Source organism: Kitasatospora sp. NPDC048296 (assembly GCF_043201815.1).
In the GTDB taxonomy this organism is placed as follows: domain Bacteria; phylum Actinomycetota; class Actinomycetes; order Streptomycetales; family Streptomycetaceae; genus Kitasatospora.
On the sequence record NZ_JBICZB010000026.1, the window covers coordinates 39,225 to 53,222 of the forward strand.

Consider the following 13,998-nt stretch of genomic DNA (forward strand, 5'->3'; position numbering starts at 1 on the left):
CGGTGGACATGGGCGCGGGACACGCCCAAGGCCGGCCCGGCTTCGCGAGGATCCCTCGTGGAGCCGGGCCGGCCGTTGCCGTTCGTGGCTCCGGGTGAGTTCGAGTGGTCGGGATCGCGCCGGTGCCGGCGGCCGGAGCGGTACGCGCGGACGGGGCGGATCGTGCTGGAGGACGCCGTCGAGCGGTGACGCCCGGGCGGGGTCAGTTCCGGCGGACGGGCAGGCCGTGCTCGGCGGCGGCCAGCAGCTCGTGCATCCGGTGCCCGAAGTCCTCGGTGTCGCCGGCGGGTTTGGGGAAGACCAGGCGGACGTCGCGGTGGCCGTGCGGGTGGGCCAGGCGCAGTACCAGGCCGTAGCGGTCGAGGGCGAGCGGGCGGATGTCCGGGTGCCCGGCGAGCAGGGCCGGGTCGAGCAGGCCGGTGAGCAGGTCGAGTGCGTCGGCGTGCTCGTCGGCCAGGTGGGTGAGCAGCGCGGCCTCGTGCCGGGCCAGCGGGTCGGGGGCGGCGAGGGCGAGGCCGGCGGCGGTGAGCGCGCCGGTGCCGTACGGGGTGGCGAGGACGGCGTGGGCGACGTCCACGCGCAGGTGGACGCTGAGGCCGTCGTCGGCGAGGTGGGCCAGGTGCAGCCGGCCGGCCAGGGTGAGGCGGCCGCGGATCCGGTCGCGGACGGCGACCGGGGACACGTCGGTGACGTCGAGGACGACGGCCAGGCCCTCGGTGGCTCCGGCGGCGGCCGCGGTGAGCGGGGCGTCCAGCGGGGCGCGCAGGCGCAGTCGGGAGCCGTGCACGGAGACCGGGGTGTTCAGGTCGTGGTGTTCGCCGAGGGCGCGGACGGTGAGTGAGGAGGTCGTGCTGAGCAGGCTGTGGACCCGTTCGGCGGTGGTGGGCTCGGGCACCTCGGCGTCGCCGGTGGGCAGACTCATGCGCCCACCTCGCCGCGCTCGGCAGGGGCATTCGCCCACACGCACCTTTCGATGATTCTCCCCCAGCCTTCGGCCGGGGGGACCCCCATGCTGCGCTCGCTCATGAACGGACCTCCTAATAGTTAGGTGAGCCTAACCTAATGTCCGCGCAGGGGTGTGGCAAGTGGATGGCGGGGTGCGGCGAGGCCCGGACGCGTGACGGCGTCCGGGCCCTCGGGGGTTTCGCGGGGCGTCAGGCGACGACGGCCTGGGCGTCGATCTCCACCAGCATGGGCTCCTGGGGCAGCTCCACGAAGACCGTGGTGCGGCAGGGCTTCACGCCGCCGGGCTTGATGTTCTCCTCGATGAACTCGGCGTAGACCTCGTTCATCAGCGGGAAGTCGGCGCGCTTGGTGAGGTACACGCGGAACATCACCACGTCCTCGATGGCGGCGCCGCCCGCCTCGACGATGGCCTTGACGTTCTCCAGGGTGCGGCGGGTCTGGGCCCTCACGTCGCCGTGGTGGAGGTACTCGCCGGTGGCCGGGTCCTGCGGGCCCTGGCCGGAGACCTGCAGGATCGGGCCCTTGCGGACGCCCTGGGAGAACATCCACGCGGGGGCGGGGGCGCCGTCGGTGCGGATCTCGGTCTTGTCGCCGGTCTGGGGGTGCTCGGACATGGGGTTCCTTTGGATGTGGCGGATCGTCAAATGTGGTCGGGGTCGCCGCAGTCGGCCGAGACGGCGCGGGCGGTGGCGAGCACTCGCGGGAGGAGGTCCAGCACCTGCTCGTACGGCAGGACGACGTCGGGGACGGAGATGGAGGCTGCGGCGACCACCCGGCCGCTGGCGTCCCGGATCGGGGCGGCCACGCAGTTGATGAAGGACTCGTGCTCGGCGTGGTCCTCGGCCCAGCCCCGGGCAGCGACCTTCTCCAGCTCGGCGAGCAGCGCCTCTGGCGTGGCGAGGGTGCGCTCGGTGTGCGGGGTGAAGTCGATCCCGGCCACCACCCGGCGGCGCTCGGGCAGCGGCAGGTCGGCCAGCAGCACCTTGGACACGGCGGCGCAGTGCAGCGCGGCGCGCAGGCCGATCCGGGAGTACATCCGGACCGGGTGGCGGGAGTCGAACTTGTCGATGTAGACCACCTCGCCGCCCTCGTACGCGGCCAGGTGCACGGTCTGGCCGGTGGCGGCGTTCAGCTCGGCGAGGTGGGGGGCGGCGATCCGGCGGATGCCGCGCTGTTCCAGGGCGAGGCCGGAGAGCGCGAACAGGCCCGCGCCGAGGTGGTAGCGGTAGGCGGAGTCGCGGTAGACGAACCGTTCCTCCTCCAGGCTCTGGAGCAGGCGGAGCACGGTGGTCTTGTGGACGCCGAGCACCTCGGCCAGCTGGTCGAGGGAGCGCTCGCCCTCGCCGAGCTGGGCGAGGATGCGCAGGGCGCGGGTGACGGTCTGGCTCATCGGGCTCGGGCTCCGGTCGGTGGGCTGGGGGGCGTGCTCATCGTGCCCGGGACCGATCGGCCCGTGCCCCGGTCGGGTCGGCCTGCGGCGGTGGCGGGTCGGCCTGCGGCGGGGGTGGATCGGCCTGGGCTCGGGGCTGTTCGCCGCGGGTTCGCGCTCGGGTGCCTCGGGTCCAGGACTGCTCGCCCCGGGCCCGGGCCCCGTTGTCGGCGGGCAGCGCCGGGGAGGTGATTCCCTCGGCGCTGACCCGGGTGGCGGCCCAGTCGGCGGGCGAGGCGCCGAGCAGCGCGGCCACCACGGACTCGGGCGGCAGCTCGGCCTGGTCGTCGGGGGCGGTCAGCGCGCAGGCGGCGCTCAGGTGGCCGAGCCGCAGTCGGCCGCGCTGGTCCAGGCCGTGGATCGTTCCGGCCAGGTAGCCGGCCGCGAAGGCGTCACCCGCGCCGGTGGCCTCGACCACCTCGACGGCCAGCGCCGGTTCGGCGACCGCCGTACCGTCCCGCTCCAGGGCGGTGACCATCCGGGCGGCGTCCTTGACCACAACGGTGGCGGGGGAGGGGAAGCGGCGGCGCAGCGCGGTGGGCTCGTCGGTGCCGAAGGCGGCCTGTGCCTCGTCGGTGCCGAGCAGCAGCAGATCGGCGGCGTCCAGCAGCGGCGGGAGCACGGCCGGGTCGCGGTCGTGCCAGAGCGCGGGGCGCCAGTTGAGGTCGAAACTGACCAGCCGGCCCGGGCGGCGGTCGGCGAGCAGGGCGCGCAGCAGGGCCAGGCAGTCGTCGGAGAGTGCGGCGGTGATGCCGGACAGGTGCAGCAGCCGGGCGCCGGCCAGCAGCGCGACGGCGGCCGGGTCGGTGAGCAGCGCGGGGGAGAGCGCGGCGGCCGCGGAGCCGCGCCGGTGGTAGTGCAGGCGGCTGCGGCCGGGGCCGAGGTCGTGCCGGTGGCCGGTGTCGCCGCCGACCTCCTTGAGGTAGAGGCCGGTCGGTCGGTGCGGGTCGACCGTGACGGCGGAGACGTCCACCCCGCGGGCGGCGAGCTCGGTGAGCAGGCGGCGGCCGAAGCCGTCGTCGCCGACCCGGCTGATCCAGGCGGTCGGTACGCCGAGTGCGGCCAGCGCCCCGGCCACGTTGGACTCCGCGCCGCCGACGGACAGTCGGAAGTTCTCCACCGCCTCCAGCGGGCCCGGGCGGTCCGGGAGCAGGGCGGCCATCGACTCGCCCACGCAGACGGCCGTCGGGGGAGGACCGGGGCGGCGGGTCGGCCCCGGGGCGTCCTGTCGCGGCATCTGCGGGGCTCCTCGTCTGCGGCCGTCCCGTCGTGCGCGGGTCGACCTGGGCCGGCCGTCGGTGCTTGAGCGTCGGTGCTTGAGCGTCGGTGCGTGACTGTCGGCGTCAGACCGTCGGTGCGTGACCGTCGGTGTCAGACCGCTCGTGTTCGACCGTGGGTGTTCGACCGTCAGCCGGGTCCGTTGACCGTGATCCGGCGCCGATGCTAGAACCGTGCTGCCAGCATGTGCAACCCTCGTTGCGTATGTTGCAACGAGGTGGATGGAGGAAATGGTGGAGCAGACGTTCGCGAACGGCACCAACGGGCCGGGCATCGCCGAAGGGGCGGTGGCGGCGCTGGCCGATGAGACGCTCGACTGGCGGTTCAAGGCCGCCCCGCCGGAGAGCTGGGGACACACCGTCCGGGACTGGCTCGCCACCGGCCCGACCCTCTCCTCGCTCGGCACCCCGCTGCTCACCCTCGACGGCGCCGCGCTCGACCACAACGTCCGTACCATGGCCGACTGGTGCGCCAAGGCGGGCGTCGCGCTCGCCCCGCACGGCAAGACCACCATGGCGCCCGCCCTGTGGCAGGCCCAGCTCGCGGCCGGCAGCCACGGCATCACCCTCGCCAACCTGCCGCAGGTCCGGGTCGCCCGGGCCTTCGGCGTGCAGCGGATCCTGCTCGCCAACACCCTGCTCGACCCGGCCGGGCTCGCCTGGCTCGCCGCCGAGCTGCGCGCCGACCCGGACTTCGCCTTCCTCTGCTGGGCCGACTCCACCGAGGGCGTCCGGCTGATGGACGAGGCGCTGCGCGCCGCCGGGGCCGAGCGGCCGGTCGAGGTGCTGGTCGAACTCGGCGGCCCGGGCGGGCGGACCGGCGCGCGCGGGGTGGACGCGGCCGTCGAGATCGCCGCCGCCGTCCTACGTGCCCCCACCCTGCGGCTCGCGGGCGTCGGCGGGTACGAGGGTGCGCTCGCCCACGACGCCACCGCCGAGGGGCTGGCCACCGTCCGCGGCTACCTGAAGGCCCTCGGCGAACTGCACGGCCGGCTCGCCGGCTCCTACCCGGACGATGCGCCGCCGGTGGTCTCGGCCGGCGGCAGCGCCTACTTCGACCTGGTGGTCGAGGAGTTGGCCGCGCTGCCGGAGGCCCTGGTGGTGCTGCGCTCGGGCGCGTACATCGCCCATGACGACGGCTTCTACCGGGGCATCTCGCCGCTCGCCCGGCACGGCGGCCAGGCCGCGTTCCGCGGCGCGCTGCACGGCTGGGCCCGGGTGGCCTCCCGGCCCGAGCCGCAACTGGCGCTGCTGGACGCGGGCAAGCGCGACCTGCCCTTCGACGAGGGCCTTCCGGAGCCGCAAGTCGTCCGGGGTGGAGCGGAGTTGACCAGCACGGCGGCCCGGATCACCGCGCTCAACGACCAGCACGCCTTCCTGCGCGACGCCGGCGACCTCGCGCCGATCGGCGCGGTGCTGCGGCTCGGCGTCTCGCACCCGTGCACGGCCTTCGACAAGTGGACGGCGATCCCGGTGCTGGACTCCGCCGACGCGGCCGAGCCGAAGGTCACCGGGCTGGTCAGGACCTTCTTCTGATGACGGAGGCGGCGAGAACGGTCTTCAGGGGCGCGACGGTCGTCGACGGCACCGGCGCCGAGCGCTACCGGGCCGACGTCCGGATCGCCGACGGCCTGATCGCCGAGATCGGCCGGGGCCTGGACGCGCCGTCGGTGGTGGACGCCGACGGGCTGGTGCTCGCCCCCGGGTTCATCGACATGCACGCCCACTCCGACCTGGCCCTGCTGCTCGAACCCGAGCACCCGGCCAAGGTCACCCAGGGCGTCACCTGCGAGGTCCTCGGCCAGGACGGTCTCTCCTACGCCCCGGTGGACGACACCACGCTGCCCGAGCTGCGCCGCCAACTGGCGGGCTGGAACGGCGATCTGGAGGACCTCGACTGGGACTGGCGTGACGTCGCCGGCTACCTGGACCGGCTCGACCGCACCCGCGTCGCCGTGAACGCCTGCTACCTCGTGCCGCACGGCACACTGCGGACGCTCGCCATGGGCTGGGTCGACCGCCCGCCCACCCCGGCCGAACTCGACCGGATGCGGCAGGTGTTGGCGAAGAGCCTGCTGGACGGCGCGGTCGGCATGTCCAGCGGCCTCAGCTACACCCCCGGGATGTACGCCGACACCGCCGAGCTGGTCGAGCTGTGCACCGTGGTGGCGGCCTACGGCGGCTTCCATGCCCCGCACCAACGCTCTTACGGTGCCGGGGCGTTGGCGGGCTACGCGGAGATGGTGGAGATCTCCAGGCGGTCCGGCTGCGCACTGCACCTGACCCACGCCGCGATGAACTTCGGCGTCAACCGGGGCCGGGCGGGCGAACTGCTGGAGCTGGTCGACCGGGCGCTCGCCGACGGTGTCGACCTCACTCTGGACAGCTACCCCTACCTGCCCGGCTCCACCACCCTGGCCGCTCTGCTGCCGAGTTGGGCCGGCGAGGGCGGACCGGCCGCGACGCTGGCGCGGCTGGCGGATCCGGCGCAGTGCGAGCGGATCCGGTACGAGGTGGAGGAGAAGGGGAGCGACGGCTGCCACGGCGTGGTCGCCGACTGGGCGACGATCCAGATCTCCGGTGTCCGCTCGGCCGAGCTCGCGGGGGCGGTCGGCCGGACGGTCGCCGAACTCGCCGTCGAGCAGGGGCGCGGCGGGACGGAGGTCTTCCTCGACCTGCTGCGCCGCGACGGGCTGGCCACCACGATCCTCCAGCACGTCGGACACGAGGAGAACGTCCGGACGATCATGCGCCACCGCGTGCACATCGTCGGCAGCGACGGGCTGCTGGTCGGCGCCCGCCCGCACCCGCGTGCCTGGGGCGCCTTCCCGCGCTACCTCGGCCACTACAGCCGGGATTCGGGCGTGCTGACCCTGGAGGAGACGGTCGCCCGGATGACCGGCCGGCCCGCCGCCAGGCTGGGACTGCACCGGCGCGGGCGGATCGCCCCCGGAAATTACGCCGACCTGGTGCTCTTCGATCCCGAGCGGGTCCGGGACGCCGCCACTTTCGAGCAACCCCGGCTGCCCGCCGAGGGGATCGCGTACGTGTACGTCAACGGCACCGCCGTCGTCCGGCAGGGTCGTACCACCGGCGCCCGGCCGGGGCGCGCCCTGCGTCGCACCGATCGAGGAACTCTGGCCGTATGACCGCTCCTTCCGCTGGTCCCTCGCCAACCCGTCCGCCAACCCGTCCGCCAACCCCTCCGCCGGGCTGTCGGCCGGCCGCTCCGCCGCTTCGTCCGCCGGGCCTCCCGTGCTGAGCGGCGATCCGGTGATCGCGGTGGTCCGCGCGCCCCGCATCCCGGACGCCGCCGCGCTCTGCGCCGCGCTCGCGGAGGGTGGCATCCGGCTCACCGAATTCACCTGCACCACATCGAATGTGACGGATCATCTGAAGCGGGCCTCCGAAGCGGGATGGCGAGTCGGGGTCGGGACGGTGCTGACCGCCGACCAGGCCGAGCGCGGCATCGCCGCCGGGGCGTCCTTCCTGGTCACCCCCGGCGGCCGGCCCGAGGTCGCGGCGCGGGCGCGGGCGCGCGGGGTGCCGGTGGTGCTGGGGGCGCTCACCCCGACCGAGGTGGCCCTGGCAGTGGACCTCGGGGCGGCCGCCGTCAAGATCTTCCCGGCCCGGGTGTTCGGACCTGGCTACTTCAAGGACCTTCGCGGGCCGTACCCGGACGTGCCGCTGGTGGCCTCCGGCGGCGTGAACGCGGGCAACGCGGCCGAGTTCCTGGCACAGGGCGCACTCGCGGTGTGCGCGGGGACGGACGTGGTGCCGCCGGAGGCGGTCGCGGCGGGGGACTGGGCGGAGATCACCCGGCGGGCCCGGGTGTTCACGGAGGCCTGTGCGGCGCCTTTCGAGCGGTAGCGGGGTGGTCGGGCCGGGAACGCGGAGCCGGGCTTGGGCCGGGCAGGGATCGCGGCATCGAGCCGGGCCGGGCCGGAATCGTGGAGAGGCGGGCTGTCGGGACGGCCGGGATTGGACGAGAATCGTTGGCACCCGGCTGAGCGGCACCCGGCTGAGCGGCACCCGGCTCAGCCCGGGCAAGCCCGGCGCCTCGGCCCCGGCCCGTACGCCCCCGGACCCGGTAGGAGGACCCACCCCATGACCTCGACCCGCCCCGGGCCCGACTGGTTGGACGACGCCGTCCTCTACCAGATCTACCCGCAGACCTTCGCCGACTCCGACGGGGACGGCATCGGCGACTTCGCCGGCATCACCGAGCACCTCGACCACCTCGCCTGGCTCGGCGTGGACACGGTCTGGCTCAACCCCTGCTTCGCCTCGCCGTTCCGCGACGCCGGCTACGACGTCTCCGACTACCTCACCCCGGCGCCGCGCTACGGCCGCACCGAGGACCTGGTCGCGCTGGTCGAGGCGGCGCGCGGCCGGGGCATCCGGATCCTGCTGGACCTGGTCGCCGGGCACACCTCCGACCGCCACCCCTGGTTCCTGGCCGCGGCCGAGGACCCGTCCGACCACCGCTACATCTGGTCCGACCGGCAGGTGGACGGCTTCGTCGCCTCGCCCGGCAGCCGCCACGGCTGGTACCGGCCCAACTTCTTCGACTGTCAGCCCGCGCTCAACTTCGGCTACGCGCGCGGCAGTTCCGAGGAGCCGTGGCGTCAGCCGGTGGACGCCGACGGTCCGCGCGCCAACCGGGCGGCGTTGCGCGGGATCATGGCCCACTGGCTGGGCCTCGGGGTGGCCGGGTTCCGGGTGGACATGGCGTACTCGCTGGTCAAGGACGACCCGGGCAAGGTCGAGACCGCCAAGCTCTGGGCCGAGCTGCGCGACTGGCTGGACCGCGCCCACCCCGGGGCCGCGCTGTTCGCCGAGTGGGGCGAGCCCGCCGCAGCCGTCGCGGCCGGATTCCACGCGGACTTCTTCCTGCACTTCGGCGGCGACGACCACGGCCTTGCGCTGCGCTCGCTCTGGAACAACAACGCCGGGACGGTGGAGGAGTTCTGGCAGCAGGGCCCGTGCTACTTCGAGGCCGAGGGGCGCGGCACCCCGCAGCCGTTCCTGGACGCCTGGCGTTCCGCCGCCGAGCTGACCGAGGGCAGCGGGCACATCGTGCTGCCCACCGCCAACCACGACTTCTCCCGGCTCGCCACCGGCCCGCGCGGCGGCGGGCAGCTCGCCCCCGCCTTCGCCTTCCTGCTCACCTGGCCGACCCTGCCCGCCGTCTACTACGGCGACGAGATCGGCATGCGGTACGTGCCCGGGCTGCCGGACGTCGAGGGCAGCGTGCTCGGGCCGCGCTTCAACCGGGCGGGTTCACGGACCCCGATGCAGTGGACGCCCGGCCCCGCCGCCGGGTTCTCCAGCGCGCCGCCCGAGCGGTTCTACCTGCCGCTGGACCCGGACCCGCAGCGCCCGGACGTGCTCTCCCAGCGCGCCGACCCGACCTCGCTGCTGCACACCGTCCGGCGGCTGATCGCGCTGCGCCGGGCGCATCCGGGGCTGGGCACCTCCGGCGGGGTGGAGGTGCGGAACGCCGGGTACCCGCTGGTGTACACCCGGGCCGGGCGGTACCTGGTGGCGGTCAACCCGCGCCGGGAGCCGGGGGCGGTGCGGCTGGCGGACGGCTGGGGCGCGGTGCGGCGGCTGGAGGCGCAGGGCGTACGGGTGGCGGACGGCGAGCTGCGGGCGGACGGGTTCTCGTACGGAGTGTTCGAGCTGTCGGACTGAGCGGCTGGGGGCCGGCCCGGCTTTCGACCAACGTCCAAAAGTTGTAAGGTGCATCCATAGATGGTTGCATTTACCACCTTCATTGGTTGCATTTACCACCTTGACCGAGTTTGCCGGAGGACGCACGAACGCCATGAGCACACCCCAGACACCCGCCGCGGCGCCCACCCCGGGGCACTCGCTCAAGCACCTCGCCGTCCACCTGCTCACCCCGCTGCTGATGTGCCTCGGCATGGCGCTCGCCTACCAAGGTGCCTTCCACCAGCCGGAGCCGAACCACCTCAAGGTCGCCGTGGTCGGGACCGGCCCGCAGGCGCGGGGGCTGGTGGAGGCGATCCAGGCCAAGGCCGGTGACGCGCTCGACGTCCGCACGGTCGGCGACCGCGCCGCCGCCGAACAGCTGCTGCGCGACCGCGACCTGGTCGGCGCCTTCGTCCCGGACGCCAGGAGCCCCGAGCTGATCGTGGCCAAGGGCAACTCGGACACCTCGGTGGTGGCCGCCACGGCGGTGTTCACCGACGTCACCGACAAGCAGGGCGTCCCGCTGCACGTCACCGACCTCACCACCCCCGCCAAGGGCGACCCGACCGGGCAGGGCCTGTTCTTCCTCCTGGTCGCGCTCAGCATCGGCTCCTACGCCAGCGTCGCGGCGATCGGCGCCGCCGGCGCCGGGCTGGGCATGCGGATCCGGGCACTGGTGGGCGTGGCGGTCTCGCTGGTCGTGAGCGTGATCGGGATCGTCACCGCCGGACCGGTCTTCCACGTGGTCGACCACGACTACGCCGCGATCTGGGCGCTCGGCTGGCTCTACTCGGCGGGCATCGTGCTGATCGGCATCGGCCTGCACAGCTTCCTGAAGAAGTGGACCACGCTGGCTCTGATGGTGCTGTTCGTGATGCTGAACTTCACCTCCTCCGGCGGCATCTACCGGCCCGAGCTGCAGAACGGCTTCTTCGGCGCCCTGCACGGCTTCTGGACCGGCGCCGGCTTCCTGGAGGGCGCGCGCAGCATCCTGTACTTCGACGGCGGCGTCGGCCTCGGCGGGCACGTGGTGACCCTGCTGGTCTGGCTGCTGCTGGGCGGGGTGGCCCTGGTCGCCGCGGCGATGTACGAGGGCCGCGGGCGGCGTCCGGTGGAGACGGCGGCGCAGGCCGAGGAGGAGATGGAGGAGGCGGTCGCGGTCTGAGGGGCGGACGACCGTACGGCCGAGCGGCCGGGGCTCTCGACCCCCGGCCGTTCGGCCGTGCCGGTCCGTCGTTCCGGGGCGCACACACGAGGTTGAGCATCCGACGGCAAGGGCGCGCGTCCGACCAGGAGGTACCCTGCGGGAGACGCGCACTCTGGAGGAGGGGCCGGCGTGACGACCTTCGGCAGTGCGACCCCGCTGCTCAGCGCTGTCCTCGCGCCGCTCGCCGACCTCGGCCGGGCCGACGCCGTGGCCCGGCGGATCACCGAGGCGATCGCCCTCGGCCTGGTCTCCGACGGGGACCAACTGCCCAACGAGAACGACCTGTCCGACCAGCTCGGCGTCGCCAACGGCACCGTCCGCGAGGCGCTCGCCCTGCTCCGCGAGGCCGGTCTGATCGAGACCCGGCGCGGCCGCAACGGCGGCAGCTTCGTCCGCATCCCCGCCGAGGGCTGCGAGCACCTCCAGCTCGCCAGGCTGCGCGACCTCGCCGTCGTCGACCTGCGCGACCTCGGCGACGAGGAAACGGCCGTCTTCGGCACCGCCGCCCGGCTCGCCGCCGAACGCGCCCCCGCCGACCTCGGCCCCCGGCTCGCCGGGCTGGTGCAGGAGTTGCGCGGCGCCGGCGGGCCCGCCGAGCAGCGCCGGGCCGACGCCCGCTTCCACATCGAACTCGCCGTCGCCGCCCGGTCGGTGCGCCTCACCCGGCTCGCCGTCCGGCTGCAGGCCGAACTCGGACCGCTGCTGTGGCTGCCCGCGCCCTACGGGCCCGACCAGGAGCAATTCGCCGAACAGCACCGCGAGATCCTGGTCGCGGTGCTGGCCGGTGACGCGGCCGGCGCCCGCGCGGCGGCGGAGACGCACGCGGTCGCCTGCGTGCACCATCTGGTGCGCGGCCAGCAGCGGCTGGCGGAGGACGGCTGAGGTGGTGGTGGAGGGTTGGGAGGTGGTGGTCCGTGTCCCGGAGATGACCCTCACCCGTGAAGCTCTCAGTCGCTCCGCTTCCTTGCGGCCGGCGGCCGGGTGAAACAGCAGTCCTCGCAGAGCCCCGCGCCCGGACCGATCCGGTAGTAGAGGCAGCAGCTGGTCCGGCGAAAGGCCGTTCCGCGCGGCCCGGTGAGCAGTGCGCCGGACCCGGCCAGCGGCGGACGGGCCAGCAGCTCCGCGACCAACTCCCGGGCCGCTCCCGGAGCATGGGCGTCCAGCACCCGCAGGGTTCCGGCCAGGGCGGAGGCGGCGTTGCCGAGCAGCAGGCGTGCCGAGAGCGGGACGATGGCCCGGACCGCCGCCGCGAGCGGCTCCAACTGGCCCAGCAGGACGGCCCGGTGGAGCTGGTCGGCACGACTGTCGGTCGTGCTGCGCGCCGGCTCCGGCGGAGTCCAGAGGTCGATCGGCCCCTGGTCCGGAATCCGCACCCAGGCGTGCTCCAGGGTCGGCACCGTCCCGAGCAGCACGGCCGAACCGAGGCCCACCGACCAGAAGCGGGCGGCCAGTCCGAGGTGCAGGATCGAGGCCGCGACCCGGAGCTCGGCGGTACCCAGCCGCTGCGCCACCACCCGGACCCGGGCGGCGAGCGGCGCGTGGGGTCCGGTGCCGTACAGCTCCGGCAGCGGGCGGAAGCCCGGCGGCGGTGCCCCGGCCGGGGAGGTGTCCAGAGCGAAGTACGGCCCGACGGCGGCGAGTCGGCCGTAGTCGGGCTGTCGGCGGTCGTCGGGCGGCTGGCGGCCGTCGGGTCGCTGACGGTCGCCGGGCCGTCGGAGGTCGTCGGGGGGGGGGGGGGGGGGGGCGCCCCCCCGCCGGGGGGGGGCGCCCCCCCCCCCCGCGGGGGGGCGGGGGGGGGGGGGGGGCGGGGGGGGGGGGGCGCCCCCCCCCCCCCCCCCCGGCCCCCCCCCCCCCCCCCCCCCACGCTCGGTCGGCCCGGTTGCGGGCGGGCGGTGGTGCAGGGGCATCGGCGCAAGCCTCCAAGGGTGCGGTCGGATACCGATCATGGGCATGAACGGTACCGCCGCGCCCCTGCCGCCCGGCACCGCCGCGTCGGGCGTGCTCCGATTCTGCTCCCGGGCCCTCGACCTCGCCTCCCACCCGGGAGGGGAGTTGTCTCCATCGCGGGGAGGAACCCGCCTCCCCCGGGAGAGTGGCCCGTAGGCTCGGCCGGGTGCGCACCGACTCTCAGCCCCGCCCCGCCCGGTCCCGGCGAGTGCTCGCCGCCCTCGCCGCCGTCGTCCTGCTGGCGCCCGTCGCCCTCGCGCACCCGGGAGAGCGTGGCGCGGCCGTGCTGCTCGCCCTGACGGCGGTGCTCGCGGCGGTGGTGGCGTTGCTGCCCTGGCCGGCCGGGCGGATCACGCTCACCGCTGCGGCGGGAGCCGTGGCCGGCGCCTCCGTGCTGGTCGACCTGCTCTACTCGGGGCCGTACCGGCTGCCCGCGTTCTGGCTGCCCTTCGAATGGCTCGCCCTGCTCGGCGTGGTCTTCCGCGCCGTCCGCCGACTGCCCGACCGTTGGGTCGGACCGGTCGGCGGCCTGGCCGGCCTGGCCGCCGTCGTCCTGCCGCTGCGGTTCGCCCTCCGGACACCACAGGGCGGCCCGGCCGGGCCGGTGATCGGCGTGCTGCTCTCCCTGCTGCCGGTGCTCGGAGCGGCCGGGGCGGGCCTCTACCTGCGGATCCTGGACGCCCGCCGGGAGCGCGCCGTCGCTGCGGCCAGGCGTGAGCAGCGGCTAGAGGTGGCGCGCGGCCTCCACGACTTCGTCGCCCACGAGATCACCGGCATCGTGCTGGAGGCCCAGGCCGGCCAACTCCCGGGCCAGGAAGCCGAGGAGACGGCCGCCCTGCTGCGCCGCCTGGAGGAGGCGGGGCTGCGGGCGCTCGACTCGATGGACGACATGGTCGGTGCCCTGCGAGACCCGCAGGGCGACCGGAGCACCGGGGCGCCGACCCGCTGCCTCGGCCTGGCCGACCTCCCAGAGCTGGTCAGCCGCTTCGGGACGACGGGCGGCCTGCGCGCCACCGTCGAGCTGACCCCCGAGGCCTCCGGTCGACTCGCCGGCGAGGCGGAGGCGACCGTGTACGTCGTCGTCCTGGAGGCCCTCACCAACATCCGGCGACACGCCCCGCAGGCCACCGAGGTGACCGTCCGGGTGGCCCCGGCGGACGACGGGAGCGCCGTCCGGGTGACTGTCACCGACAACGGCGGCCCCGCCGTTCGCAGGCCCCTGCTGCGCCGCCGACCCGGCTCGGGAGGTACCGGCCTGCCCGGCCTCACGGCCCGTGCGGCGGCCCACGGCGGCACCCTGACCTCGGGCCCGGTCACCCCGGCGGGGTGGCAGGTGGTGTGCGTGCTGCCGGGGCGCTAGCGGTGAGCCGTCCGGTGGCGTCGGCCGAGTAGGCTCGGCCGACGCCGCGTCCGTGCGGGTCGGCGCCGCGTCGGGCCGCCGAGGCCGAGACCGG

At 75.1% G+C, this 13,998-nt stretch carries 12 protein-coding genes; 7 read left to right on the plus strand and 5 right to left on the minus strand.

All coding sequences use genetic code 11. The features are described 5' to 3' along the window. Positions 1 to 202: 202 nt before the first annotated feature. The 4 genes from ACGF12_RS17700 to ACGF12_RS17715 all read right to left on the minus strand — a co-directional run bounded on the left by ACGF12_RS17700 (position 203) and on the right by ACGF12_RS17715 (position 3,632). Positions 203 to 922 (minus strand): DUF2470 domain-containing protein, encoded by a 720-nt coding sequence (locus ACGF12_RS17700; protein ID WP_393030263.1) that lies wholly within the window; start codon positions 920 to 922, stop codon positions 203 to 205. Between the two features lie 232 nt (positions 923 to 1,154). Further along, a complete protein-coding gene (locus tag ACGF12_RS17705) occupies positions 1,155 to 1,580 on the minus strand; it encodes a RidA family protein (RefSeq protein WP_393030266.1) in 426 nt (141 codons plus the stop codon). Positions 1,581 to 1,606: 26 nt separating this feature from the next. Further along, entirely contained in the window at positions 1,607 to 2,356 is a 750-nt protein-coding gene (locus tag ACGF12_RS17710) for an IclR family transcriptional regulator (RefSeq protein WP_393030269.1), read from the minus strand. A 37-nt stretch (positions 2,357 to 2,393) separates the two neighbouring features. After that, a complete protein-coding gene (locus tag ACGF12_RS17715) occupies positions 2,394 to 3,632 on the minus strand; it encodes a sugar kinase (protein ID WP_393030272.1) in 1,239 nt (412 codons plus the stop codon). A 271-nt stretch (positions 3,633 to 3,903) separates the two neighbouring features. Between ACGF12_RS17715 and ACGF12_RS17720 the strand changes: the two genes are divergently transcribed. The 6 genes from ACGF12_RS17720 to ACGF12_RS17745 all read left to right on the plus strand — a co-directional run bounded on the left by ACGF12_RS17720 (position 3,904) and on the right by ACGF12_RS17745 (position 11,479). After that, the gene (locus ACGF12_RS17720) at positions 3,904 to 5,208 is read left to right on the plus strand and encodes an amino acid deaminase (RefSeq protein WP_393030275.1); all 1,305 of its coding nucleotides are present in this window, start codon (positions 3,904 to 3,906) and stop codon (positions 5,206 to 5,208) included. Then, the gene (locus ACGF12_RS17725) at positions 5,208 to 6,821 is read left to right on the plus strand and encodes an amidohydrolase family protein (RefSeq protein ID WP_393030278.1); all 1,614 of its coding nucleotides are present in this window, start codon (positions 5,208 to 5,210) and stop codon (positions 6,819 to 6,821) included. Before ACGF12_RS17720 ends, ACGF12_RS17725 begins: the two co-directional genes overlap by 1 nt. A gap of 106 nt (positions 6,822 to 6,927) precedes the next feature. Beyond that, positions 6,928 to 7,542: a bifunctional 4-hydroxy-2-oxoglutarate aldolase/2-dehydro-3-deoxy-phosphogluconate aldolase gene (locus tag ACGF12_RS17730; RefSeq protein ID WP_393030281.1), complete on the plus strand. Its 615-nt coding sequence runs from the start codon at positions 6,928 to 6,930 to the stop codon at positions 7,540 to 7,542. A gap of 237 nt (positions 7,543 to 7,779) precedes the next feature. Continuing rightward, positions 7,780 to 9,369, plus strand: coding sequence for an alpha-amylase family glycosyl hydrolase (locus tag ACGF12_RS17735; protein ID WP_393030283.1), 1,590 nt, complete (start codon positions 7,780 to 7,782; stop codon positions 9,367 to 9,369). Positions 9,370 to 9,502: 133 nt separating this feature from the next. Then, on the plus strand, positions 9,503 to 10,555 hold the full coding sequence (locus ACGF12_RS17740; protein ID WP_393030286.1) for a hypothetical protein: 1,053 nt from the start codon (positions 9,503 to 9,505) through the stop codon (positions 10,553 to 10,555). A gap of 171 nt (positions 10,556 to 10,726) precedes the next feature. Further along, entirely contained in the window at positions 10,727 to 11,479 is a 753-nt protein-coding gene (locus ACGF12_RS17745) for a FadR/GntR family transcriptional regulator (RefSeq protein ID WP_393030289.1), read from the plus strand. A gap of 65 nt (positions 11,480 to 11,544) precedes the next feature. Here ACGF12_RS17745 and ACGF12_RS17750 read toward each other — a convergent pair whose 3' ends face one another. Beyond that, positions 11,545 to 12,108: a (2Fe-2S)-binding protein gene (locus ACGF12_RS17750; RefSeq protein WP_393030292.1), complete on the minus strand. Its 564-nt coding sequence runs from the start codon at positions 12,106 to 12,108 to the stop codon at positions 11,545 to 11,547. Between the two features lie 602 nt (positions 12,109 to 12,710). Here ACGF12_RS17750 and ACGF12_RS17755 point away from each other — a divergent pair. Further along, entirely contained in the window at positions 12,711 to 13,904 is a 1,194-nt protein-coding gene (locus ACGF12_RS17755; RefSeq protein WP_393030295.1) for a sensor histidine kinase, read from the plus strand. Positions 13,905 to 13,998: the final 94 nt, after the last annotated feature.